Annotated in this window: 26 protein-coding genes; 23 read left to right on the forward strand and 3 right to left on the reverse strand. The window is 68.6% G+C overall.

Features of this window, described 5'->3' with window-relative positions:
* Position 1 precedes the first annotated feature (1 nt).
* Entirely contained in the window at positions 2–826 is an 825-nt protein-coding gene (locus ACRRSS_RS06250) for a hypothetical protein (RefSeq protein WP_435970212.1), read from the forward strand.
* Here the strand turns inward: ACRRSS_RS06250 and ACRRSS_RS06255 are convergent.
* Positions 823–1,710, reverse strand: a complete 888-nt coding sequence (locus tag ACRRSS_RS06255) for a phosphotransferase family protein (RefSeq protein WP_435970213.1) — start codon at positions 1,708–1,710, stop codon at positions 823–825. The two genes, ACRRSS_RS06250 and ACRRSS_RS06255, sit on opposite strands and share 4 nt — an antisense overlap.
* Positions 1,707–3,095 carry a helix-turn-helix domain-containing protein gene (locus tag ACRRSS_RS06260; RefSeq protein ID WP_435970214.1) on the reverse strand — a complete coding sequence of 463 codons (1,389 nt, stop codon included), beginning with the start codon at positions 3,093–3,095 and terminating at the stop codon, positions 1,707–1,709. Before ACRRSS_RS06260 ends, ACRRSS_RS06255 begins: the two co-directional genes overlap by 4 nt.
* Positions 3,096–3,256: 161 nt before the next feature.
* Between ACRRSS_RS06260 and ACRRSS_RS06265 the strand changes: the two genes are divergently transcribed.
* The 12 genes from ACRRSS_RS06265 (at position 3,257) to ACRRSS_RS06320 (ending at position 13,585) form a co-directional block, all read left to right on the forward strand.
* Entirely contained in the window at positions 3,257–3,748 is a 492-nt protein-coding gene (locus ACRRSS_RS06265; protein ID WP_435970215.1) for an ATP-binding protein, read from the forward strand.
* 86 nt (positions 3,749–3,834) lie between these two features.
* Positions 3,835–4,218, forward strand: a complete 384-nt coding sequence (locus ACRRSS_RS06270; RefSeq protein WP_435970216.1) for a hypothetical protein — start codon at positions 3,835–3,837, stop codon at positions 4,216–4,218.
* Positions 4,215–5,402, forward strand: coding sequence for a GntR family transcriptional regulator (locus ACRRSS_RS06275; RefSeq protein WP_435970217.1), 1,188 nt, complete (start codon positions 4,215–4,217; stop codon positions 5,400–5,402). The genes ACRRSS_RS06270 and ACRRSS_RS06275 overlap by 4 nt, the downstream gene beginning before the upstream one ends.
* Entirely contained in the window at positions 5,399–6,007 is a 609-nt protein-coding gene (locus ACRRSS_RS06280) for a DUF6624 domain-containing protein (RefSeq protein WP_435970218.1), read from the forward strand. The genes ACRRSS_RS06275 and ACRRSS_RS06280 overlap by 4 nt, the downstream gene beginning before the upstream one ends.
* 86 nt (positions 6,008–6,093) lie before the next feature.
* The gene (locus tag ACRRSS_RS06285) at positions 6,094–7,188 is read left to right on the forward strand and encodes a hypothetical protein (RefSeq protein WP_435970219.1); all 1,095 of its coding nucleotides are present in this window, start codon (positions 6,094–6,096) and stop codon (positions 7,186–7,188) included.
* Between the two features lie 20 nt (positions 7,189–7,208).
* Positions 7,209–8,405, forward strand: coding sequence for a M20 family metallopeptidase (locus ACRRSS_RS06290; RefSeq protein ID WP_435970220.1), 1,197 nt, complete (start codon positions 7,209–7,211; stop codon positions 8,403–8,405).
* A gap of 116 nt (positions 8,406–8,521) precedes the next feature.
* On the forward strand, positions 8,522–8,650 hold the full coding sequence (locus ACRRSS_RS06295; RefSeq protein WP_435970221.1) for a hypothetical protein: 129 nt from the start codon (positions 8,522–8,524) through the stop codon (positions 8,648–8,650).
* Between the two features lie 198 nt (positions 8,651–8,848).
* Positions 8,849–8,992: a hypothetical protein gene (locus tag ACRRSS_RS06300; RefSeq protein WP_435970222.1), complete on the forward strand. Its 144-nt coding sequence runs from the start codon at positions 8,849–8,851 to the stop codon at positions 8,990–8,992.
* Positions 8,993–9,078: 86 nt separating this feature from the next.
* Positions 9,079–10,818: an asparagine synthase-related protein gene (locus ACRRSS_RS06305; RefSeq protein ID WP_435970223.1), complete on the forward strand. Its 1,740-nt coding sequence runs from the start codon at positions 9,079–9,081 to the stop codon at positions 10,816–10,818.
* Positions 10,812–11,102 carry a PqqD family protein gene (locus ACRRSS_RS06310; protein WP_435970224.1) on the forward strand — a complete coding sequence of 97 codons (291 nt, stop codon included), beginning with the start codon at positions 10,812–10,814 and terminating at the stop codon, positions 11,100–11,102. The genes ACRRSS_RS06305 and ACRRSS_RS06310 overlap by 7 nt, the downstream gene beginning before the upstream one ends.
* On the forward strand, positions 11,099–11,515 hold the full coding sequence (locus tag ACRRSS_RS06315) for a lasso peptide biosynthesis B2 protein (protein WP_435970225.1): 417 nt from the start codon (positions 11,099–11,101) through the stop codon (positions 11,513–11,515). Before ACRRSS_RS06310 ends, ACRRSS_RS06315 begins: the two co-directional genes overlap by 4 nt.
* A 180-nt stretch (positions 11,516–11,695) precedes the next feature.
* The gene (locus tag ACRRSS_RS06320) at positions 11,696–13,585 is read left to right on the forward strand and encodes an ABC transporter ATP-binding protein (RefSeq protein ID WP_435970226.1); all 1,890 of its coding nucleotides are present in this window, start codon (positions 11,696–11,698) and stop codon (positions 13,583–13,585) included.
* A 28-nt stretch (positions 13,586–13,613) separates the two neighbouring features.
* Here ACRRSS_RS06320 and ACRRSS_RS06325 read toward each other — a convergent pair whose 3' ends face one another.
* The gene (locus ACRRSS_RS06325; RefSeq protein WP_435970227.1) at positions 13,614–14,033 is read right to left on the reverse strand and encodes a DUF6233 domain-containing protein; all 420 of its coding nucleotides are present in this window, start codon (positions 14,031–14,033) and stop codon (positions 13,614–13,616) included.
* Between the two features lie 89 nt (positions 14,034–14,122).
* Between ACRRSS_RS06325 and ACRRSS_RS06330 the strand changes: the two genes are divergently transcribed.
* From ACRRSS_RS06330 to ACRRSS_RS06375, 10 genes are all read left to right on the forward strand, one after another.
* On the forward strand, positions 14,123–14,554 hold the full coding sequence (locus ACRRSS_RS06330) for a DUF6093 family protein (RefSeq protein WP_435970228.1): 432 nt from the start codon (positions 14,123–14,125) through the stop codon (positions 14,552–14,554).
* Position 14,555: 1 nt separating this feature from the next.
* The gene (locus tag ACRRSS_RS06335) at positions 14,556–14,981 is read left to right on the forward strand and encodes a DUF6093 family protein (RefSeq protein ID WP_435970229.1); all 426 of its coding nucleotides are present in this window, start codon (positions 14,556–14,558) and stop codon (positions 14,979–14,981) included.
* Positions 14,982–15,020: 39 nt separating this feature from the next.
* On the forward strand, positions 15,021–15,434 hold the full coding sequence (locus tag ACRRSS_RS06340) for a hypothetical protein (protein ID WP_435970230.1): 414 nt from the start codon (positions 15,021–15,023) through the stop codon (positions 15,432–15,434).
* On the forward strand, positions 15,418–15,831 hold the full coding sequence (locus ACRRSS_RS06345; RefSeq protein ID WP_435970231.1) for an HK97 gp10 family phage protein: 414 nt from the start codon (positions 15,418–15,420) through the stop codon (positions 15,829–15,831). Before ACRRSS_RS06340 ends, ACRRSS_RS06345 begins: the two co-directional genes overlap by 17 nt.
* Before the next feature lie 131 nt (positions 15,832–15,962).
* Entirely contained in the window at positions 15,963–16,262 is a 300-nt protein-coding gene (locus tag ACRRSS_RS06350) for a hypothetical protein (RefSeq protein ID WP_435970232.1), read from the forward strand.
* A gap of 129 nt (positions 16,263–16,391) precedes the next feature.
* Positions 16,392–16,886 carry a hypothetical protein gene (locus ACRRSS_RS06355; RefSeq protein WP_435970233.1) on the forward strand — a complete coding sequence of 165 codons (495 nt, stop codon included), beginning with the start codon at positions 16,392–16,394 and terminating at the stop codon, positions 16,884–16,886.
* Between the two features lie 13 nt (positions 16,887–16,899).
* Entirely contained in the window at positions 16,900–17,511 is a 612-nt protein-coding gene (locus tag ACRRSS_RS06360) for a hypothetical protein (RefSeq protein ID WP_435970234.1), read from the forward strand.
* Between the two features lie 26 nt (positions 17,512–17,537).
* A complete protein-coding gene (locus tag ACRRSS_RS06365) occupies positions 17,538–17,840 on the forward strand; it encodes a hypothetical protein (RefSeq protein WP_435970235.1) in 303 nt (100 codons plus the stop codon).
* A 3-nt stretch (positions 17,841–17,843) separates the two neighbouring features.
* A complete protein-coding gene (locus ACRRSS_RS06370; RefSeq protein WP_435970236.1) occupies positions 17,844–22,133 on the forward strand; it encodes a phage tail tape measure protein in 4,290 nt (1,429 codons plus the stop codon).
* Positions 22,133–23,029, forward strand: a complete 897-nt coding sequence (locus ACRRSS_RS06375) for a phage distal tail protein (RefSeq protein ID WP_435970237.1) — start codon at positions 22,133–22,135, stop codon at positions 23,027–23,029. The genes ACRRSS_RS06370 and ACRRSS_RS06375 overlap by 1 nt, the downstream gene beginning before the upstream one ends.
* Positions 23,030–23,035: the final 6 nt, after the last annotated feature.

A 23,035-nucleotide genomic window follows, 5' to 3' on the forward strand; every position in this document is an offset into this window, starting at 1 on the left:
AGTGCCGTACACATGGCCTCCGCTGACACCGGGAGATCCGGGCGAGATCGCACGGCGGGTCGCCGCAGTCCTGGACGACGCCTGGCAGCGGCTCGCCAACAAGCAGCACGCCGTCCTCACCCAGCTTGCCGACAAGCCGCGTGCCCAAGCAACCGCGGCCACGCTGGAGGAGTTCAAGCAGGCCATCGCGGACTTCCGCCGACGCGTTGACGACGAGGCCGAGCTGTTCGTCCGTCGGCAGCTTCCCCATCTCTACGAGGAAGGCGCGCGGGCCGCCGCCGAAGCCCTGGGGACCACCTTTACCTGGACCCTGTTCCACCGCGACGCCCTCCAAGCTCTCGCCTCCGACTCCTACGCCGACTTCTTGCACCGCTCCCAGGAAGCCGAGCGGATGGCCAACCGCTTCTACCGCGCCGCGCGCGCGGCCGCCCGCCGCGAGGTGCCGCTCCTGGCGGCGGGGAACATGACCGGGAGGCAGGCCGCCACGAACCTGGCCCGTCGGCTGGCCGCCGATCACCGTCTTACCCACGTCGTCTACCGGAACGGTGCCCGAGTGCCGGTCCGCGCGTGGGCGGAGGCTGCCACCCTCACGAAGAGCTCCGTCGCGTACAACGCCGGCACCCTCAACCGGTCCCGCGAGGCCGGAGTCACGATGGTCGAGGTCTTCGACGGCCTGGACTGCGGCTGGACGTCCCACCAGGACCCTGACAAGGCCACCCGCACGCTGCGCACCGTGGAAGAAGCCGCCGAGTGGCCCATCAGCCATCCGCGCTGCCGTCGGAGCTTCGGGCCTCGTCCGGACGCGATCCCCGACGGCCGGGCCTAGAGGATGCCCTTCCAGTTCCAAGGCCGACTGCCCTTTCGGCCGCGCAGGCAGTCCACGCGATGCTGAGCCTGTGAGGCCCACTCGGGGTGGCTGGTCGCGTGCTGAGCTGCGTAGGAGACCATCCGCAGCTCTCTGGCTCCGGCGAGCAGACGGTAGTGACCTGCGGTAGTCACGTCCCGGCCGTAGACCTTGCAGAAGTGCTGGTACTCGCCTGTGGTGACAGCACCTGTCGTTTGCCATCGGACTGCCGTCGAAACAAGGTCCCAGTCTGTTGGACCCAAGGAGAATCGCTCCAGGTCCATGAGGAGGGGGCCATCAGGCGTCCTGACGAGGTTGCCAGGCCACGCGTCACCGTGGATCACGGCGGTCTCGACTCGTGGCGCGATGCTCTGCCATTCCGTGGACAGGCTCTCGCACAATGAAGCGAGCCATCGTCGGTCGTCCAGAGAGAGAGTCCACGCTGCATCCAGCCGCTCCGGGACGCGCACGAAGGGGTCCAGACGCCCGAGTTCGAAACTCGGCGGTGTGAGGGCATGAAGCTGGCGCAGCAGCAGGGCGACGTCGTCGATGGAACCTTGCTCGATGGAGCGAACCTCGTGCCAGAACGTGACAGGACGATCCCCCACAACGTGGGGTTGCTCCACAGGCAGGGGGCGCACCGCAGGCAGTCCACCCCCATGCAGCCACTTGGCCACTGCGACCTCGCGCCTTGCGGCTGCTTCCTGCCCTGCCTGCCCTATGCGGACGATGACGCCTCGGCCGGGGAGGCGCCAGACCTCGTTCTCAGCCATACGCACCGGTACGGCGTCCGCACTGTCCAACCCGACGGCGCAGCACGCGTCGTCCAGCGGAACACGGGCTGTGCCGGAGTTGGGAGGTGTCATGAACGCACCGTAGCTCGGATGCGTTCGTGCAAGGCAGCGGCCTCGGAGACGGCTTCGTGGTGGTGCGCGTACCTGGCCAGTTCGCGTAGATCATCGATCGCTCGCTGAGACGTAAGGTGCCCCGCCTCGTTGAGCGCCGTGTGACCGATGGCGGCAGCCTCTCGGGGGTCTGCCTTCGCCATGGTCAGGGATGCGAGCTTGGTTCGTGAGATCGCTCGGGAACGCTTGAACTGCTCGCCGTGCCCCTGGACGGCCTGCTCGAAGCGGCGAGCCGCCGGGCCCGGGTCCTGATTTGCCAGGAGGACGAGATCGTAGAGGGCGTGTGCGGTGTCGCCGGCGTGCTGGGCTTCGTCGTAGTACGCCATCCAAGGCGGATCCTCCTCCGGACGCGCGTCCTCGAAGGCCTCGTCCGCGAGCCCCACTGCCTGCATCGTTTCGCGGACCATCCCCATCTTGCCCCAGGCGCGAGCCGTCGCCGTGTGCAGCATCGCCCGTTCCGTCGCCGTGAGTCGGTCCGAGCGGACCAGGCCCTTCTGGGCGTGAGTCAGGCCGTCGTCCGGCTCTCCGATCCAGATGGCCTGCCTGGCGAGGAAGGAGTACGCCTTCGCGCGTAGGTGCCAGTCCCGGGCCTCTTCGGCGCAGAGGGCGGCGAAGGTGAACGTCTTCGTGGCCTCATCGTGCGCGTAGGCGTCGAAGGCAGACGCGCCAACCGTTATCCCGAGCCGTGAGACAGCAGCGAACAACCGCGCTCGTAGGGCGGGGTGGCAGTCGACCTTCAGCAGGCTGATCGCCCAGCGCATCGACTGTCCAGACAGGTCACGAACGAGCCCGCCGCCGCCGTAGACGTTATCCATCCGGCTGATGTAGGTAGCCAGGTCGGTCACTTGGTGGATGTCGAGCACGCTCACGGAGGTGGGCAGTTCGGCCCGTGAGGGATCGAGGAGGTGGGTGACGTCGAGAGGAGCAAGGGCGGCGACGTGAAGGAACTCGCGGCGGTCCATGGGATCAGGGCTTCCTGTACGTACGGATCCAACGGAGTTCAGCATGCTGCCTGCAGCAGCCTGTACTGGGTTCAACTCCACGCTGTCCGGCGTCCTGTCGGCATCGGAGCCTGCACTGTCGGCTTCCTGAGACCCGAAGGCCATGGGCCAGGCGTCCGTTAAGACGTCGGTCTCGAAGAACCGATCGAGACGGACAGCCAAGTCGTACTGGCAGCTGGGATACCGACCCTGCTCGATGCGGTAGATGACGTCGTCAGTGACCTGCACCTTCGCGCCGAGAGCCTTTCCTGAGAGGCCCGCCTTCTTGCGCTGCTTCCACAAGGTGTAGCCGAAGAACTCAGCGGGCGTAGTTCCCGGCGTACGCGGCTTCTCTGGCTGTGGCATCCCGCCCCCTGGATCTCGCGATGCCGACTTCTCGGCTGTCGGCATCAGGACCTGCACGTTTCGGCATCACCGCTGGCTCAATGGTGGCCGATCGAAACGACACCAGTACACACCGCAACCGGAGCTCCTTGCAGGGGTTCCGCCGACGAACGGAAGACTGGATGCACGTCACCAACACCGTTGGCGAGAGAGGGATCAGGCGGGCGACGACGGCGAGCGCGCCTGGGCGACTCGTCATGGATCTGAGCGACCTGCGGACCGTTTCCCTGCGTCCGGTCCGGGAGACGCTTCGGGCTCATCTGCAGATGTGGGGCCTGTCCTACTTCGAGGACCGCGCCGTGCTCGTCGTCACCGAACTGCTCACCAACGTGCTGCTGCACGCGAGGTTGGATTCCACGCAGTGCGCCAGCGCCAAACTCCTGATGCAGACGGAAGTGGGCGGGCTGACGCTGGTGGTGAGCGACAACCTCGAACGGCAGCCCGTGCCCGGCAGCCCGGGCCCTCTGGACGAGAGCGGCCGCGGATGGGCGCTGATCAACGCCTTCGCCGACGAGGTATCGGTGTCCACGGTGCCAGGAGGAAAGGACATCTCCATCACCTTGCTCCGTCCCAAGACCAACGCTCAAGGGGAAGCCGGGCCGGTGGCGGCGTGAGTCCTCTGCTCACACCGAGCGCGTTCGCTTCGGGGGCCCGAGAGGTCATCCACGCGCTGGAGACGCGGTTCCTGAACGACGAGGACTTGGCGAACGATCTGGACGAGGTCCTGGGGGCTCCGTCTGGACCGATGAACATGCCCGCTGCGCGGTGGGGCCGGGGGCTGCTTCGGCTCTGGCGCCGCCGCTCTCCGAAACCGTCTGTTGACGACGTGGCCGAGATGGGTCGCGCCGTCACTCGGCTGGACCGGATGCTCGACCGGCTGATCTCGATCGCCAAGAAGCGCGAGTGGATGCCGCCGTACCCGGACGTTGCCGGAGCCGTCGCTCGCGCCGAAGCGGCGCGGAAGCAGCACCGAACCCCTGTCGGGGACTACATCACTGATCGTGCCCACCTGCGGCACCTGGCGATGGCGGCCGCCGATCTCCTGGGATCGCTGGTCGTGATCAACGAGGAGGGTGAGCGATGACGCTTCCGCTCATGCATGAGAGACACGGCAAGCCGGACACCTCGAACCCTGCTGGGACTGTCTCTGACTCGAAGAGACCGTCGGGGTACGCACATCTCCGTTCAGCCTTGGCCCGCGTGCACGGCGCAGCGAAGAGCCGTCCCCACCGCACGCCCAACGAGGCTGAGCGAGACCGCGAGAAGGTCTGGGCCCTCGTGGAGCCGTGGATCGCGCGGGCCGAGGCATGCCGGGACCAGGCGGACACGTCGCCGGCGGACCGCGCCCGGTGGGAGGGGCTCCTCGCCGCCGTTCGGAGACCGGACCGCACGCCCGGACCGATCCCATCGCTGGAGTCCCTCACCTATGCGGCAGCCTCCCTGCTGCGCGGCCTGATGGAGGCGGAGACGCCTGGGCCCGGCGTTCGGGAGATCGCAGACCACGTGCGTGCTTCGATCAAGAACGGCGCGTACCTTCCCGGGACACGGCTGGCGGCGGGTCGAATCGCGGCGGAGATGGGCAGTGCCCGCACTCTCACCAGCCGGGTCGAGCTTGCATTCCAGGACCTTCAGACCGAAGGACTGATCGCCCGATCGGCGACGAGGTCGTGGTGGGTCGACGCTCCGGTTGACCGGCCCGAACAGATCGCCGCCCTGCTCCGCCGGCTCATCCAGGCCGGCGTCTACCCGCCGGGCGGCTCGCTCCCTCCGGCCATCCTCCTCGCCCGCAGCCTGGTCTCCTCGACGAGCGATGTCAGCGAGGCGGTGCGCAAACTGCGGGACGAGGGAAGCGTGGCCAGCAGCCCCGGGTTCGGGACGAGGGTGTGCGCCACCCAGCCGTTCCCCGTCCCCCACTCCCTCGCCCTCGACGCGCTGGTGGATCGTCTGAAGACGTTGACGGTCTCCTCTGCTGACCTCAGCCACCTCGGCATCAGGGGGAGGTGCGGGCAGGCCCAGGCATGGTGGAAGAAGCGCATCTCGCCTCCCGCCTCGGTCATGGAGCACACACGCGGCTACCTGATCACAGCAGTTCTCCATCTGCTTCCGCAGGCCTCCGAGAGTGCAGAGGCAGCGAGCAGCCTGCGTCGCGTTGCCACGCTCGTGTTCGACTCGTCCGACACCCCTGCCGACCGACTCTGGCTGACCGCCTGCCTCGCGGCCGTGGCCGCTGAGCTCCTGGCGGAGCGGGAAGCTGGAGGAACGAAGTGACCGAGAACGCTTCCGCCACGCCGCCGCGAGGACTCCGTCTGGACCTCGCCCGGGAGCTGATCGCCCGAGCGGCCAACGCCGACGCGTACTGGACGCGCCTGGTGCGCGGGCAGCTCACGGACGGGGAGGTCGGGCGAGGCCGCCTGACCGACTACACCAACGGGGACTACCTGCGGCGAATCACCGATACTCACGGCTGGCCGGGCCGAGGACTGGTCGGGGACGAGGGGGCGAGCGCCGCTTGGCGGATCGCACTGCGCGCCGACAATCAGCCCCCCTTCCAGAGGCACGCCGAGCGGCTCATGTACCGGGCTGTGCAGCTCGGTGAGGCGTCGGTCCGTCAGTGGGCCCACCTCTACGACCGCATCCGCCTCCAGTACGGCGCTGCCCAGGAGTTCGGAACCCAATACCGCAACGGCCCCAAGGGCTTGGAGCGGGAGCCGGTCAACGACGCCGCCAACCTCGACCTGCGCCGACGTGAGGCCGGACTCCCACCAGCCGAGGAGTCGTTGGAGAGGCTGAGGCGCCGACTCTCGTCTGAGCCTGACTACCGCCCCGAGGCGGCGGCCGACGCACCCACGCTCAAGTTCGTCGGTGTGACATGACCAGGGGCACACGGGCCCTTCATGAAGACGCGGCCGCGCTCGCGGCCAAGGCGCTCACCTGGGGTACGGGCGAGACCCTGCCAACCGTGGCTGAGGCCGTCGCCGTCGTGGCGCAGCTCAACCGGTACGGCGAGGCGCTGCGCAACGACGTGCAGGATGCAGCCTGCACGTTGCCGTCGTCCAACTGCGTGCACTACCTCCTCAGCGAGGCGACCGCACGCCTAGGACATCCTCTGGCCAGCCCCGTGCCGCCGTTCGTGGTCACGGCCGAGGCAGCCATCCAGCGGGCCAAGAACGTGGCCCGGCTCGTCCAAGGGCTCCTGCGAAGCCTGGACAGCGTGGGCTCCCCTTCCCTGCACGACCAGCACGGCGATCAGGACCATCTGGAAGCACGGCGGAGTCATGAGGAGGGGGTCTCGATGGGCACGCCGGCAGAATCGGCGCTCAAGAGGGCGCGGCTGGAGAAGAACCTCACCTTGGAGGAGGCCGTCGCACTCTTGAACTCGATCACGGGCGGGACGAGCGACACCAGTCAGCTCAGCGCCTGGGAGTCAGGACGACGGCGTACAGGACTACGCAACCGACGTGGCCTCTGCGACCTGTACGACAAGCCCGGTGAGCTGCTGTTCGCCCATCAGGACGCACACCAGGGCGTCGCGCGTGCGCTGCACCAGGCGCAGGGCACCCTCGTGACGCGATGGGCCGACCTGGTCGAGGCGATGACCTCGGTGGTGACCGGCGCGCGCGAGCACCTGGTCGTGACGGGGAGCCGGAGCCGCGAGAAGGGATACCTGGACGCGATCGAGACGGCTGTCGCACAGAACCCGGAGCTGGTGCACACTCGCGTGCTCTACGGTCCGCCCCGCCACCGGGAGCTGGCCGAGCACCTGACGCGGCTCATGGAGCTGAGGGACCCGGCCGAGCGTCGCAACGGGGTCCGAACGCTGAGCATCGGGATCGTCGACCGCGGGGAGACGCTGGAGCGGTTCTTCGTGGCGTCGGAGAAACAGGCCGTGGTGCCACTGCCGTCTCTGCACAGCGCGGACGGCTTCGACTGCGGCATCGTCCTCAACGGCGAAGCCGCAGCCGGCCTCGTCCATCACGGGCGAGAGGCGTGCGCGGCCTCGCGGCTGCTGGGCACGATACGAGACGTGCGGGACCTGCCCGTGCGTTGCAGATAGGGAAGTCGGGGAGGATGGGCATGACCAATGGCCCTCAGGAGACCGGGCGGGACGAGACGATGCGGTCGGTGGTGGAGCTCGCGCAAGAGCTGGTCCGCCAGCCGAGCCGTGGTGGGGCTGACGACTACGGTCCCGTCCTAGGCGTCCTGGAGGATTGGTTGACTGCCCGAAAGGTGCCGCACCGGCGCCTCCACGACAACGTGGGCGCGTTGGTCGGGCTCCTGGTCGAGGTCGCGGGTGACCGGCCCGGCCTGTGGTGGACGCTCGACGCGTGCGTCGACACCGCCCCGTACGGGGACACCACCCGTTGGTCTTTCCATCCCACGTCCGCGCAGGTCCGGGATGGCTGGCTTCTGGGCCGGGGAGCGGCCGACTCCAAGCTCGCCGCGGCGATGTACTGCCATATCGCTGCCGACCTCGCCGCCCGCCCTCACGACTTCGGGGGTGGGCTCGCCGTGCTCCTGGACGTCGACGAGCACACCGGTAACTTCGGCGGCGCCCGCGCCTACCTTGCCGACCCCCAAGCCGTTCGCCCGGCCGGCGTGATCATCGGATACCCGGGCATGGACGAGGTCGTCGTTGGCGGCCGCGGCCTCTGGCGCGCCACGATCGGCGTACACGCCCAGTCCGGGCACTCCGGTTCCAGCCGCACCGTCACCAGCGCCATCACCCGGGCCACCCACCTGGTGGGCCTGCTCAACGCCGCCAAGCTGCCGGGCCCCGACAGCACCTCCGGGTTCCCGCTCGGGCCGAAGCTCACCGTCACCGCCTTCCACGGCGGCGAAGGCTTCTCCGTAACCCCCGACCGCGTCGACATCAACGTGGACGTCCGCACCACGCCCACCTTCGACACATACGACGCCGAGACTCTGGTCCGCACAGCTGTCGCTGAGCTGGACGCTGCACTACCCGCACCCGTACCGACCCAGGTCGCCGAGGTCGCTGCATGGCCCGCCTTCCGGCTGGAGGAGGACGAGCAACCAGCCGCCGCCCTGCTGTCCACGGCTCGGGCCGCCGGGCTCGATGTCCGGGCGAAGACCGCAGGCCCGTCGAACATCGGCAACCTCCTCGCCGGTCACGGTATCCCCGCCACGGCGGGGTTCGGCGTCCCCTACGAAGGCCTGCACGGCATCGACGAGCGCGCGTCCCTGGCGGAACTCCCGGACGTCTACGCGATCCACCAGAAGGCCGTGGCAGATCTGCTCAGCCAGAGCTGATCCCCCACCCTTCCCCTAGAAACTCTCCAACTCATGCTCTAAAGAAGTCAGTTCGAAGGCGGTCTCCTAGACGTGCACCGTTCACAGGACACTCCCTGAGACCAAGGATGCCGGCCATGGCCGAGCAGCCCACCACTCTCGTCGTCGACTTCTCCGCCGAAGTCAACATCCACTCCGTCGACGAGCTCACCCTCGGCACCTACACGGGCCGCTCCGACGACAAGGAGGACTTCTTCGAGGGCTGACCGGCCCGATGTCATGCCCATCCGGGGGCTGCCGCACTGCGGTGGCCCCCGGATTCATGTGCGCTCGCTGTTGCTGCTCTGCCCGCCTAGTTTTCACCTAAGAAGTCACCAAGTTCCGCTCTAAGAAAGGGAGTTCGATTGCAGTGTCATAGACGTGCACCACCCAAGAAGGCACCACCGACATCAAGGAGGCCGGCCATGCCGGAGCAGATCGAGACCACCGTCCCCGCGGTCCCCGCCGTCGACTTCACGGCCGAGGTCAACGTCCACCCCGTCGACGAGCTCACCCTCGGGCGCCAGACCTTCAACGACTCCGACAAGGACAACTACTTCGAGGGCTGACCGCCCCGCGTCACGCGAACCCGGGGGTCGCCGCACTGCGGCGGCCCCCGGGCCCGTTTCCGGAATCGAGCAGGAGGCAGAGAGGCATGGGAGAACAGTGGCTCGCCGGTGGACCGGCGGCCGACGGTAGCGGCTTCAGCGTCGCCGATCTCGGTGGCGTCCGCACGCGCCCCGGTAGCTGCGCGCGCAGCGCGACCGAGGGCAGCGCCACCGTCACGGTCGTCGGGGACTGCCCGGTGGAGGAGGCGGAGTTGCACCGCGCGCTTGTCGCTGTACGGGCAGGTCGGTGGGAGGACCTGACGAGCTGGCCGGGTTCTTACTGGGTGATCGCCAAGAACGAGCGCGAGAGGTTCGTCTGCGGGGACTTGGCCGGGCTCCGGCCGATCTACTACACCGCCGACGGCACGTGGGCGACCCACCTTCGCCTCCTCAAGAAGCGGCTCGTCCCCGACCTGGTACTGGCGTCCGCGCGAATCGTCGCAGGCAGCGACCACTGGCCCGGCCGCAGCCCATACGAGGGGATCAGTCTTGTGCCGGGCGGCCACGGCCTGCTGCTCCGTGCCGGCCAGGCGCCCCAGCTCGTCGACGTCACCGCGATCCAGCCCGTCGAGGACCTGCAATCCGGCGCCGCTCAATTCGGATCCGTTCTGACCCAGGCCGTTCAGTACCGGGTGCGCGCCGCTGGAGCACCGGTGGGCGCGGACCTCTCCGGAGGGCTCGACTCCTCCGCAGCCGTTGTTCTCGGCTCCCAGGTCGGCCAGGTGCACGCAGTCACCTACACCGACGCCTACACCAGTGCCGAGGACGCGTCCTTTGCTGCCAGGATCGCCGAGCACACCGGCATCGAGCACACCATCGCTCACGGTGCCGACGAAGACCTGCCCTTCTCCTTCCCCACCGGCCAGCCGACCGGCTTGGAGCCGGCGATGGGCGCCGCCCTGTTCGAGATGGACCGTACGTACCTCGGGCCCGTGGCCGGGCTGCCGCTCCACCTGACCGGGCACGGCGGCGACGTCGTCCTCGACGCGACCTCTTCGGTCTGGGTCCGGCTCCTTCAGGACGGTAAGCGCCGCGCCGCGCACCGCCAGGTCGTTGCCTACGCCCGGATGCGGAACATAGCGCCGGGCCCCTTCTGGAACGGCCTACGCGACACTGCGGCGCTCGGCCGGACCGGCGTACTTGGGAAGGCCGTGGAACAGCTGGAGAAGAACCGGCAGCAGCCGGCGCCCGGCATGGGCGGGTGGTCCTGGTGCCGCCTTGGAGCCGCCGCGTCCTGGCTGACCCCTGACGGCCGCGCCCAGGTGGCCGCGCTGCTCAGGCAGGCCGCCGCCGACACGGCTCCGCCTCAGGGGGCCGACGAATTCGACCAGTGGGCCGCGCTACGGTTCACCGGCGCCGCAGCTCGCGGATGGGCCCCGTACGCCGACGCCCTCAACATCGATCCCGTCTACCCCTATCTCGACAACACTGTGGTCCGCGCCGCGTTCGCCGTATCGCCGGCGGCCCGTCGTGGTCTCTACACCTTCAAGCCCCTGCTGTCGGCAGCCCTGCCTGACCTGCCTGCCTGGCTGCTCGGACGCCGCTCCAAGGGCTCCTTCACCCCTCAGAGGGTCATGGCCTTCCGGCAGCACCGCACCCAGCTGGGCGACCTGGTTACCGTGAGCCCCCTCACCACGTCCGGCCTCTTCGACCGTGGCGCCGTGCTCGAATCCCTCGCCGAGCTCGGTCAGGGCCGCACCCCGATCGGCTCTGCCGACATGCACCAGATGCTGACGGTCTCCTGGTGGCTCACCGGCACGTGCTTCTCCGTGGGGGCGCCATGCTGACCCCGGCCGCACACATCCACTACGCCACTGACGAGCACGGGACCGTTGTCCTCGATGTCCGCAGTGCGACGTGGCTGATGCTCAGCCCGGACGTCTCACGAATCTGGCAGGCCCTCGTCACCAACGGCACCACCGCATGCCTCGCTGACGAACTCGCGATCCCCACCGGCCGCGACCCTCACGCCGTGAGGCAGGGCATCGACAACCTCGTGAACCAGTGGCAGCGGGACGGGGTCATCATCGACCCCACCCGTACCCCGCGCCGAAGGTGGAGGAAGCGATGACGCAGATGGTGCCTTCCCCCGTGGACGCCCCCACCGTGCCCGAGCGGATCATCGCCGCCGCGGGACTCGCTCTCTCACTCACGGTCACCTGCCTGCCGCTGCGATACCGCAGCGCCGTAGTCCGGGCGCTGCGCTGCCTTCCGGCCGCCAGCCGCAGGCGGGTTCTCTGCCTGGATACGGCAGTACGCCACATATCCCCGACGTGGTGGCCGGGCCGGATCGCGTGCATGGAGATCAGTCTCGCCACCGTCTTCGCGACCGCCCTCACCGGCCGCCGCGCCTCATGGGCCCTCGGCGCGCGCCGGCTGCCCGACGCGGCGCACGCATGGGTCGACACCGTAGAGGGGCCTGTCGGCCACGACGTCGGCGACGGCGCGGACCGGCCATACACCAGCGTCCTCTCCATCCCCTAGGACGTGCCCAAACGGCCGTGGCCCGTGGAGACCTGCCTCCGTCTCCCCGCGCCACGGCTCCTCGATCGAGTGAATCCAGTAACGCAAAGTTGACGGCCTGATTGTCTGACCGGCCCCGATGTGCACATGCCGCCGACAATCCCGTTGCCCCCAGGCGCCACGACGCGCGTTCCTAGGCCCGTGAGTTCTACCGCCACCATCACGCCGACAGCCACCGGCGTCGGCCAGCCTCCCGTCATGCGCCTGGCCTCCGACCGGTACCAGGACGCCAACGCGACCATGTCGACCTGGACCATCGCCCGCCGCCTGCCGAGGACTCTCGGGGAAGCCGTCCGCCTTGGCTGGGCTACCGACCACCGAGCCGTCCTGTCCTTGGCCGCCTACCAAGGTGTTGCCGCTCTGCTCACCGCTGCCGCGCTCGCCGCCACCACGCGAGTGCTCGCCGGCCTCTTCACCGGCAACGTTCTGGCCGGGCTTCAGGGGCGAGCCGGAGCCTTGGCCGTTCTGTGCATCGCCCTCAGCGGGCGCTACATCTTCGACGTCGCCGCTCGTGCCGCCGCCGCCCGCCTGGCCCCGAAGGTCGTACGGGAAGCAGACCTCCGCGTCATCGCGGCCTCCACGGCAGCCGAACTCGCAGCGTACGAGGACCCCGACTTCGAGAACGCCCGCCAGGCCGCCGCCGATGGTGCCGACAAGACCCGCGACCTCATCCTCGACACCCAGCTCCTCACCTCCGCAGCCGCCCAGATTGTCGCCGCCGCCGCTGTCGTCGCAGTCCTGCACCCAGCCGTCCTGGGCCTGCTCCTGCTTGCCGCTGCCCCGTGCGCCTGGGGTGCCGTTCGGGCGGCTCGGATCGAGCACGACGCGCACCACCGCAACCTCGGCGACTCCCGCCTGCGCAATGTCTTCCGCTCCTACACCACCGAGCAGGCCACCGCCGACGAGGTCCGTGCCGGCACCATGGCCGACTTCCTCACCAGCCAGTACCGGATCATTTCCGGCCGTCTCGAAGACGAGCAGCTGGCCGCCACACGCAAGGCCCTCACGGTCCGTGGCATCGGCGACGCCCTCACTGCCCTCGCAACCGCCGCCGCATGGGCCGCGCTCGTCCTGCTCGTCTCCACCGGCCGCATCGAACTCGCCGCCGCCGGCGCCGCCGCCCTCGCCCTGCGTACCGCCTCCGCCGCGCTCAGCACCACCGTCCGGGCAGGCGCCGGGCTCTTCCGTACCTCGCTCGCCGTTGGCGACTGGCACCGATTCCTTGCCGTCGCCGGGCCCTGGACTGCCCGCCGCGGTACGGCCCGCATCCCGGAGACCGGACCTGAGGTGATCAGCGTCAACGACGCCGCCTTTACCTACCCCGGAACCGACCGGCCCGCGCTCTCCGGCATCAACCTCGACCTCAAGCGTGGTGAGGTCGTCGCCCTCGTCGGCGAGAACGGCTCCGGGAAGTCCACCCTGGCCAAACTCCTGACCGGTCTGTACCTCCCTACCAGCGGAAGCGTCCACTGGGACGGCATCGACCTCGCCCAAGCTGACCCTGCGACCGTGTATCGGCACCTCGGTCTGGTCCCGCAGGACTACACCCGCTGGCCTCTCGACGCCCGCGCCAATGTTCACCTTGGTCAGCCCCGGCCAGAGGGCGACCCCGCCATCCACGCCGCGGCCGAGTCATCCGGCGCCGACGCCGTCATCGCCCAGCTCCCCAAGGGCCTCGATACCTCCCTCGCCCGCTCCTGGTGGGGCGGACACGACCTCTCCGGCGGGCAGTGGCAGCGCCTCGCCATCGCTCGCGCTTTCCACCGCGACGCCCCCGTCCTCGTCATGGACGAACCCACCGCCGCCCTCGATGCCCGCGCCGAGCACCGGATCTTCACCCGCCTCAAGAACCTCGCCGCAGGCCGCGCCACCCTCTTCATCACCCACCGTCTCGCCAACGCCCGCCTCGCCGATCGCATCATCGTTCTCGAGGGCGGACGCGTGATCGAGACTGGCACCTACGAGGAGCTGCTCCAGCGCGGTGCCGGGTCCACGTTCTGCGAGATGCTTCAGCTACAGGAAGGTGCATGACCAGGGCGGCACTCCTGGGAGGCCTCCGCTACAGGTCGATGCCGAGGCTGACATCCGGGCTGCACTGGTTGCATGGCTCGACCCCGTTGACGAGGAGTTCTCGGGCGTTCTGGTCGTCGATCAGCTTCGCCCGCTTTGGCCCGGGCTTCGGGGCGAAGATGCAGGCAGCAGCATGAACGCGGTAGGGGACGCCGCCCTCGGGGGTACGCCGCCATTCGACGGCCCAACCTTCGAGAGGCGGGGCCGCCGGATCCTCGGGAGGGCTGCTGGGGGCGGCAGGCGACGAGCGTGGACCTGCCTCCTGGACGGCGGCTGCCATACGCCGCTCGACCAGGTCAATCTGGACGTCAAGGTAGGTCTTGATCGTCTCGGCCTCGGATTGCTGCCGCCGAAGGTGGGCCATGATCACCTGAAGTGGCTCGATGTCGGGCGGCAAGATATCGAACATGTGGCCGATTCTAGTCGGCGGGGCGACCTGGCGGCGGATGGAAAGTGGCCGCGCTTGGAGGGTTCGGCCATGCGGCTACGCTCGAACGCATGAGCGACTCTAATGTGGGGCTGACTCTGGGGGCCGTCAGCGAGATCGTCGAGAAGAAGATTCTCACCAGCAAGATCAGGATCTACCGGCCTGGCGAACCGGTCTTCAACCCGGACACTGGCCAGTACGAGCCGGGGCCGCCCTTCACCGTCTATGAGGGGCCTGGAGCGGTCTTTCCCGCAGGCGGACCGTCCGTCGTCCTGCACCTGGCCGGCCAGGCGTACGTGGACGACACTCCCTCCAGGTATCGACTGCTGACCCCCCTGTCGGCGCCGGTGGCTTCGCGCGAGGACACCGTGACCGTGGTCGAGGCCGCCGACGTGGCTGCGATCGGTCGCATATGGCGGGTCCTCGACCTGGGGGACACATCCACCCTGAGCGTCGTCCGCACTACGTGGGTGGACCAGATCACCCAGGTGGCGGGAGTGTGACATGACTACCGAGATCGATCCAGCGGAGGTCCGAAGGGAGCTGGAGGCGAAGCTCCTCCTCGACCAGGTGCGAGTGGTCCGTCCCACAGGCACCCCCGTCCTCGACCCCGAGACGGGGCTCCTTGGCGAGCTGCCAGCTGACGTCGTCTACGACGGGCCCGGCGCGCTGCTCTCCGGCCACGGGCAAGTGACTGCAGAGGGCATCGTCGGTCGGCAGTGGCTCGACGACACGGTGTCCTGGTACCGCCTGCTGACGCCCCTCAGCGCACCCGTCCCAGCTCGATACGACCGTGTCGAGGTTGTTCTCGCGAACTCCGGCGACGCGGCAACTGGCGGCCGAGTGTGGCAAGTTCTCGACCCGTCGGAGGCGTCCACTGTGGAACTCGTACGGGTCACCCGGCTCGACGAGATCACGCCACCGTCCTGAGCGATTCGGGGTGTCCGCGAACCGTCCTACGCTCGATGCATGGAGATCACGGACACCCCACCCGCAGACATACGGCAGGTCAAGATCACGGCAGCCGGCGGCCGAGCATCGCTCCAGGTAGACGGAGCTGACTGCTCGAACCTCGTCTCCGGCTACACGATCCACCACCGCGCCGGAGAACCGGCCGAGTTGGTCGTCCAGATCGCACCAGGGAAGACCGCCCCGACCTTTGACGGCGACGCCCGGGTTTTCGTCGGCGTCCCGTACGAGCCGGGGCCTGCCGCCGCCCACTTCCTGTCGGCCATCGACGCCGGACTGCTAGAGAAGGCGGCGCTCGCTCGCCCCGACCTCGGCGGCCCTCACAGCTTCACCACCGCCGTCCTTGCGCAGCTGCAGCAGTGGGCGAACGGTGACTTCGACCAGGCGAAGGAGACCGATGGCCTTCTCTCGTAATCGAGGCGCCCGAGCAGACTCGAACGCCACGCAGATCGCAGCCCAGCTGAACGGCCGCGCGGCAGCCGCCCTCCCCGCGGTGAGCGCCGTCGTCCAGCACTACGCGATGCTGCTGGAGACCAGGATCAAGGCACACGCCAGCGGCCGACCCGGCCCGAACGCGCCGACCGGCGACTACCGGCGCTCCTGGACGCACGAGTTCACCGCAACCGGACTCACGGCCGAGGCCGTCGTCGGTACCAACAAGCCCCAAGCCCGCCGACTTGAGTACGGATACGTCGGCCCGGACAGCCTCGGACGCATCTTCCAGCAGCCCCCGTACCCTCACATGGGTCCGGCCGTCGAAGAGATCCGACCCAGCTTCCTTGCCGCAGTGGGAGCGGCGGTGGGGGACTGATGCCCGTATCCGGACGCATCCTCAGCCTCGCTGTCCAGAGCATGCTGGCCGGTGCAACTGGCCGGTCCTGCGGGTACGGAGCTGCGCCCACAGCAAGCAGTCTCCCCACCGGCACCACCACTCCGTACAGCGTGCTCTACCCGATCGGCTCCACCAGCGACGGTCCTCCTTTCGGGGACACGAGCGCGGACGCCCGGATCCTCTACCAGGTCACGTCCGTGGCGGCGACGGCTGAGCAAGCAGAGTGGATGGCCGACAAGGTTCGCGCGGCCTTTATGGCCCGAACAGAAAAGGGCCCCACCTACCCCGTAGCCGCAGCCGGGTACGTGGTCATGTCCCGCGAGGTGGACAAGGAGGAAGGCGTCACCGTCGTGAGCGGCGTATACAGTTACATCCAGCGGTTCGCGCTTGAGGTCACCACCCTCGCCTGACCGCCACACCTCACCGCGGAGGCCCATCGCGGACGCCCGACCACCGGTACGGGCCGACTCCCAGCTTGAACTGTTGGGGACGGGCCTGCCGCATTCCCGGGGCCATCGTCCCCGGAGAGTGAGAGTCGCGTGGCCACCACGCAGCAGCGTTTCATGCGCCGAGGCACCACCCTCTTCTTCTACCTGAAGGAGATCGCCTCCGGCGACAACGTCCCCAGCCGTGTCGAGCTCGGCCCGACCAACGCCACCAACCTGTCGGACACCATCTCCGACGTCGAGGGCTGGTCGCTGGAGAACACGCCCATCGATACCCCGGACATGGGCAGCACCTTCGCCACCACGATTCCCGGCGAGGACAAGGCCGACAACTCCTCGATCACCTTCTACGAGGACAAGGTCAGCGACACGATCGAGACGCTGCTCTCCAAGGGCGTCACGGGGTACATCGCGATCCTGCGGAAGGGCGACGTGCCCGCGTCGAAGTCGCTGGACGTCTTCCCTATCCGCGTCGGCAGCCGAAGCCCGTCGTACTCCACCGCGTCCGAGCCCGCCAAGTTCAAGGTGACGTTCGGCATCACCGAGGAGCCGACGCTCGACGCCGCGGTCCCGGCGAAGACCGTCTGAGAGGGGGCGCCGCATGTCCACCACGACGCATCCCGTACCGCCGGCGGACGCAGTCGCCCGGGACCCGCACTGGTCCGCCAAGATGGCCCGGCTCAAGTCCCGGAAGCTACCGGAGCGAAGCCTGCGCCTCTGCGATGACGACAGGGCTAAGCAGAGCGCCACCGACGCCGCCCTCGGCCTGGCGAAGGCGCGTACTGCCGCTCGTACTGAGTCCATCGAGCAGGGCGTCAGCGAGGCGGCCCGCGAGGAGTGGGTGGCGGCTTACCCGGCGGTGGTCGCTGCACAGCTCCAGCTCGACGACGCTGAGCGGGTTCTGCGGGAGGCGACGGACGTCCTGACGTTCCGGGCCCTCCCGAGGCCCGCTTGGGAGCAGCTACTCCGCGACCACCCGCCGACCGAGACCCAGGCCGATCAGGGCATGGAGTACAACGTCGAGACCTATCCTGCCGCGCTCGTCGCCGCGTGCCACATCGAGCGCGACGACACGGGCGCCGAGGTACCGGGGATGAGCGAGCAGGACGCTCAGGACCTCCTCGACGTGTGGCCGGACTCGGAGGCGAAGGCGCTCTTCACCACGGCCCTTCTGGTCAACCAGACGCTCAGGGCCGACCTGGGAAAAGGCTGATCTCCGACTCTGCGTTCCGAGCGGAGATGGAGGTCTGTGCCTCGTACGGCATCCCGCACAGCCAGTTCACCGGCGCAGGCGACGGGCGGTGGTCGGCGCTCGACCGCGCGAAGGCCATCGCCTACCTCGCCTACTCGCGGACGGTGTGTGACTCGTGCGGGACCAGGCCGGATGAGTGGGACGAGAACGCAGGTGGCGACCGCTTCGCGTACGTCACCGACACACACCGGTGCATCGGCTGCGAGCTGATCGCCATGGAGCAGGAACAGGTCCCGGAGGGTCCGGAGGGGCGTGGGGTGAAGGTCGGGCTTCGGCCCAGGAAGAAGTAGCCAGTGGCCGGGGCCTACACCCTCTACGTCCACGTCCAGGCCGGCGTCACCGGCCTGGTCGGCGGCCTGCGCACGGCGGCAGGCCAGGTGACCGCATTCGGCACCCAGGTGCGCCGCCTCGACAGCGACCTGAACCAGCTCGCTGGCAGGTCTGAGCAGACCCGTCGGACCATGGCCGCGGGCTTCGCCGTGATGGGCGTCGCGCTCGGCGGCGCCTTCGTCATGGGGGTTCGGGGCGCCATCGAGCTGGAAAAGCAGATGGCGAACGTGATGACGATCTCCAAGGAGATCAGCAACACCAACATCAGCAACTTCACGGACCAGATCGTGGAGCTGAGCACGCAGCTCCCGCAGTCGGCCTCCCAGCTCGCCGAGGGCCTGTATCAGGTCGTCTCCACGGGCTTCGACGGTGCGGACGCGATGACGATCCTGCGGGTCTCGGCCCGAGGCGCGGCCGCCGGCCTGACGACGACGGAGACCTCCGCACGCGCCCTGCTCGGCGTCCTGAAGGCGTATGGGATGGACGCGTCGCAAGCCGCCGACGTCATGGACGTCATGTTCCAGACCGTGAACTACGGCGTCGTCTCCTTCGACGAGCTGGCGCAGCAACTCGGTGACGTCGTGCCGATGGCGGCGGCCGCCGGCGTCGAGTTCGACGACATCAGCTCGGCGCTCGCCGCCGTCACCCTCTCGGGCATCCCCGCGGCCGAAGCGGTCACCGCGCTCAACATGCTGATGACGCGCATGATGAAGCCTGGACGCGAACTTGTCGACATGATCAAGGGGTTCGGGTACGAGTCGGCCGCAGCTGCCCTGGAGCAGGATGGCCTGTACGTCGTCATGGAGAAGGTCCGCATCGCCACCGGCGGCTCCGCCGACCAGCTTGTTCCGCTGCTGAAGGACATTCGCGCCGTCCGTGCTGCCCTCGCCCTGTCGGCGGCCGAAGGCCGGAACTACCAGGACACCTACGCGGGCATCAGTATCGAGGTCGAGCGGGCCGGAGCCACCCAGAAGGCGTACGCGATCCAGCTCGACACCACCGCTGGGCAATGGGCGCAGTTCCAGAACCAGGCCCAAGCCCTGGGCATCTCCATGGCAAGGGCCCTGCTGCCTGCCCTGGAGAGCGTCGGCGAGGTCCTGAACATCGTGGCCGGGGCCATCAACGACCTTCCCGGACCGGTGAAGTCCCTCCTGGGCGGGATCCTCGCCCTCTCGGCAGCGGTGCTCCTGGCGAAAGCGGCCTTCCTCCGCTTCGGGACCCAGCTCACCGTCTTCCGGACGCAGCTGGCCGCCGCGCGGGCCGGAGGTTCGGCCCTGCCCGCGGTACTCACCGGCGCCGGCATGGCTGTGGCCGGGCTGACAACACTGATGGCCATCGGTGTCGGCGTGTACGCCGCCTACTCCGCCAGCAAGCAGAAGGCCAAGGCCGCGACCGAGGAACTGGTCGACGCGCTGCGGCGTGAGCGCGAGGAAGGCGAGCAGGGAGCGGGCCTCCGCGCCCTCACCGAACAGCTCACCAACAGCGGCGACCTGGACAAGCTTAAGGACGCCGGTCTGAGCGTCGAGGAAGCCATTGATGCCCTGACCTCCGGAGGGGCGAAGCTCCAAAGCCTCAAGGAAGAGCTCGACTTCGGCAAGACGATGTCGTGGGAGAGGACGAGCAGCGGGTGGGTGTACGACGTCCGCTTCGACCGGGCCAAGAAGGTCCTGGAACAGCAGCACGAGGTCTGGTCGAACGCCGTCAAGAAGGAGAACGAGCTCGCCGCCTCCATGGCGATCGTGAACAACAAGATCAAGGCCAACCGGCAGCAGATGCTTGGTGCCTGGGAGCTCACCCAGTCGCTTCCGACCGACAAGAACGGCTCCCCGAAGTTCACCGAGCAGATGGAGGCGATGGGCAAGGCCCTCGGCTCGATCGTGGACCCGGCCAAGGCGTGGAAGGCCGCGCAGGACAAGGTCGCCGAGGCGAACAAGAAGGCGGGCCTGTCTGCCGACGCGTCCAAGGCCTCCCTATCGGACTACGTGGAGGAGCTGAACAAGCAGCTCAAGGCGCAGAGAGAGTTCCAGAAGAACCTGGGCGAGCTGGCCGCGAACGGCCGCCTCGACCTGGCTGACCACTTCGCCGCCCTCGGCCCCGACTCGGCGCCCCTCCTTGGGGAGCTCGTCGGGCAACTCAAGAAGGGCAAGGGCGAGGTCGCCGACGAGCTGGAGAAGATCATCCAGGAGTCGTCCGCACGGGCGACGCCGGCGTTCCGTGCCGGTCTGGAGCAGCTGCCCGCGATCTCCGCTAAGTACGGCAGGGAGGTCGCCGAAGCGTGGGCCGACGCGTCGGCCACCAACGACCCGGGCAGGTTCGCGAAGGTCATGCAGGACATGGCCGTCGCCGACATGGGGAAAGCCGCCAAGAAGCTCCCCAAGGCCGCTGCCGCACAGATGGAACAGGGCATGGCCGTCCTGGCGGACGTCTCCGAGAAGTTTGGCAAGGAAGCGTCCACCTCGCTCGCGCAGTCCTTCCTTACGGGCGACATCGAGAACATCCGCTCCCAGCTGGGCTTCCTGTACGGCGCGGACATGCCTATCGACGCACCGGACCTCTCGGCCGTCGTGGCGGCCTTCCGCACGGCCGGAGGCCAGTCGAACTCCGAGTGGCTCGGCATGCTCAGCCTGATCGTGTCCGTCTCGCAGACGAAGGGATCGGAGGCGGCGAGCGCCCTCACCTCGGCCCTGCTCTCAGGCGACATGGCAGCCGTACAGGCGCAGCTCGACGAGATCGGGGCGTCGGTCGGCCGGATCCCAGGCCAGAAGACAATCACCGTCAGCGTGAACAAGCCGGCGAGCGTGACGATCCCGTTCTTTGCCAAGATCCAGGCCAGCGCGTGGGACAAGGACGGTAACGGCGTCCCTGACGACATCCAGGCCCCAGTGAAGCAGGCCAATGGTGGGCTGCTCGACTTCTACGCGGACGGCGGCGTGCGTACTCCGCGCGAGGACCATACTGCGCAGATCGCGCCGGCGGGCGCCTGGCGCGTGTGGGCGGAGCCGGAGACGCAGGGCGAGGCGTACATCCCGCTGGCCGGGGCGAAGAGGGAGCGATCCAAGCGCGTTCTGGAGGAGGTCGCCCGTCGCTTCGGTGGCCAGGTCAACTACTACGCCGACGGCGGGCTGAGCGGGTTCAGCTATCAGCCCGCCACCCCCGCGACGCTGTACTCGCTGTCGGGGATCGCCAGCGACTCACGCGACAAGAAGGGCAACTTCAGCCTCAAGACCTTCGCCAAGAAGCTGAACGCCTCCGTCGCCACCGCCAAGCAATGGCGCAAGGACCTCGACACCATCGCCCGCCGCGCAGGCCGAGACGTAGCCGACGCGCTGGCAGAGATGGGCGAAGAGGGGATCGCTCTCACCAGAAAGATGGCCACCGGAAGCTCCGGCTACCTCAAGACGATGGCAAAGAACATCCGGGAGCTGGAGGCTGCCTCGAAGGTGAGCCTGGGGGAGTTCACCGGACAGCTGCGGCAGGCCGTCAAGGACCAGGGCCAGTTCGAGCAGAATCTCGCGAAACTCGCGGCGAACGGCTTCGGTGACCTCGCCACCCGCCTGGCCCGCCAGGGAGACCAGGACGCGGCCGACCTGGCAGCCGAAGCGGTCAAGAACCCGAAGAAGGCGAAGGCGGCGAACGACACCGCCCGAAGCGCCAACCGGACCCTGCCCGAGGACGATCTCCCCGACCTGATCGCGATCATCAGCGCGGTGAAGAGCAAGAAGACAGGCCTGCACACCGTGGCCGACACCACGGGCCTTGGTGAAGACCGGATTATTGAGATCGCCAACCGCGCCCTCGACCGCATGAAGAAGGCCCTGGGGACGAAGGGCAACAAGTTCTTCTCCGACCTGCACCGGGCCAACCGCGGACTTTCGTACGCCGACGGCGGCATCCTCACGCCCGGGCTGTACGCCACCTCCAACGGGTTGGTGAGGTTCGCCGAGCCCTCGACGCAGGGCGAGGCGTTCATCCCGCTCGGAGCGGCGAAGCGCAGCAGCGCGCTCGCTGTGCTCCAGGACGTCGCCCACCGGTTCGGGATGCGCCTGTCTAGCGCCGACGCTGTGCCGGCCGCGACGAAGCTCGTCGACGCCCGGCCGTCGGCCGCCATCAAGGTCACTGTCGTGCAGCAACAGCCGAAGGCCCTGGTGGAGTCCATGCCCATCACAGTCCACGGACGGGATACGTCCCCGCAGGAACTGTCTGGGGAGATCATGCGGAGGCTACGGAACGCGCAGCGCGGAGGGCGGATCTGATGACGCTCCTCGCCAACTGGCAGATCGACTTCGCTGGCGTCGTCATCGGGCACGGCACTCCTGTAGCCGTGTCGAACGTGGAAGGTCTCGGAGCCGCCGAGCTCCGCACCCAGGATGTGCTGAACCCCGCCGACGACGGGGCCTTCCCCGGGGTAGACCTGTACGCGCCACGCACAGTCCGGATCGAGGCCGGCATCCGGACCCCGGGCGATCCGGCCGCCGCCTTGGACAAGCTGGCGGAGATCGAAGCCGTCGCCGCCAACGCGAAGGTCCGGCGTACGGCCGGTGCCCTCGCGCAGCTGCGCCTGCGCTGGCCCGGGCGCGACACCAAGGTCCTCTTCGGCCGCATCAGGCGGGCGGAAGCCGTCTCCACAGGGCAGGCCATCCACGGGTGGATCCCGCTGGACTTGGAATTCACGGCGCTCGACCCGCGGCTGCACGGCGACTCCATATCCAGCATCGCCCTCTCCTTGGACATCAGCCACAGCAGTGGGGGCTTCAAGGCACCTCTCGTGGCACCCATCACGACCGGCATCGCCACCCCTGAGACCAGGCCCGGGTGGGTCATCAACGAGGGCAACGTGGGCGCGTGGCCGTCCATCAGGATCACCGGCCCCGTCGCCAATCCCCGACTCGTGCACGTGGAGAGCGGCCGCGTTCTCGAGCTCGGCCTCACCCTCGGCGCCGGCGAGCGCATCGACATCGAGACCCGCCCTGGAACCCGCTGGGTTCTGCGGAACGGGACGGGCAACGCCGCGTCGGCACTCTCCAACGCCTCTCGCCTGGACCTCTTCCAGATCCCTCCCGGCCGCAGCGAGATCCGCTGGACGGCGACCGACTACACCAACTCCACCCGGCTGGCCGTCTCGTGGCGGTCGGCCTGGACGGCCCTTTAAGGAGAA

It is taken from the genome of Streptomyces sp. Qhu_M48, from assembly GCF_051305195.1.
Classification (GTDB): domain Bacteria; phylum Actinomycetota; class Actinomycetes; order Streptomycetales; family Streptomycetaceae; genus Streptomyces.

Bases quoted from the DNA above. Each gene is read 5' to 3' on its own strand.
- ACRRSS_RS06345 (WP_435970231.1), top strand. From the start codon at position 15,418: ATGGCCTTCTCTCGTAATCGAGGCGCCCGAGCAGACTCGAACGCCACG.
- ACRRSS_RS06365 (WP_435970235.1), top strand. From the start codon at position 17,538: ATGGAGGTCTGTGCCTCGTACGGCATCCCGCACAGCCAGTTCACCGGC.
- ACRRSS_RS06325 (WP_435970227.1), bottom strand. From the start codon at position 14,033: ATGTTCGATATCTTGCCGCCCGACATCGAGCCACTTCAGGTGATCATG.
- ACRRSS_RS06330 (WP_435970228.1), top strand. From the start codon at position 14,123: ATGAGCGACTCTAATGTGGGGCTGACTCTGGGGGCCGTCAGCGAGATC.
- ACRRSS_RS06255 (WP_435970213.1), bottom strand. From the start codon at position 1,710: ATGACACCTCCCAACTCCGGCACAGCCCGTGTTCCGCTGGACGACGCG.
- ACRRSS_RS06315 (WP_435970225.1), top strand. From the start codon at position 11,099: ATGACGCAGATGGTGCCTTCCCCCGTGGACGCCCCCACCGTGCCCGAG.
- ACRRSS_RS06360 (WP_435970234.1), top strand. From the start codon at position 16,900: ATGTCCACCACGACGCATCCCGTACCGCCGGCGGACGCAGTCGCCCGG.
- ACRRSS_RS06300 (WP_435970222.1), top strand. From the start codon at position 8,849: ATGCCGGAGCAGATCGAGACCACCGTCCCCGCGGTCCCCGCCGTCGAC.
- ACRRSS_RS06290 (WP_435970220.1), top strand. From the start codon at position 7,209: ATGACCAATGGCCCTCAGGAGACCGGGCGGGACGAGACGATGCGGTCG.
- ACRRSS_RS06340 (WP_435970230.1), top strand. From the start codon at position 15,021: ATGGAGATCACGGACACCCCACCCGCAGACATACGGCAGGTCAAGATC.
- ACRRSS_RS06265 (WP_435970215.1), top strand. From the start codon at position 3,257: ATGCACGTCACCAACACCGTTGGCGAGAGAGGGATCAGGCGGGCGACG.
- ACRRSS_RS06275 (WP_435970217.1), top strand. From the start codon at position 4,215: ATGACGCTTCCGCTCATGCATGAGAGACACGGCAAGCCGGACACCTCG.
- ACRRSS_RS06260 (WP_435970214.1), bottom strand. From the start codon at position 3,095: ATGCCACAGCCAGAGAAGCCGCGTACGCCGGGAACTACGCCCGCTGAG.
- ACRRSS_RS06335 (WP_435970229.1), top strand. From the start codon at position 14,556: ATGACTACCGAGATCGATCCAGCGGAGGTCCGAAGGGAGCTGGAGGCG.
- ACRRSS_RS06310 (WP_435970224.1), top strand. From the start codon at position 10,812: ATGCTGACCCCGGCCGCACACATCCACTACGCCACTGACGAGCACGGG.
- ACRRSS_RS06305 (WP_435970223.1), top strand. From the start codon at position 9,079: ATGGGAGAACAGTGGCTCGCCGGTGGACCGGCGGCCGACGGTAGCGGC.
- ACRRSS_RS06375 (WP_435970237.1), top strand. From the start codon at position 22,133: ATGACGCTCCTCGCCAACTGGCAGATCGACTTCGCTGGCGTCGTCATC.
- ACRRSS_RS06295 (WP_435970221.1), top strand. From the start codon at position 8,522: ATGGCCGAGCAGCCCACCACTCTCGTCGTCGACTTCTCCGCCGAAGTC.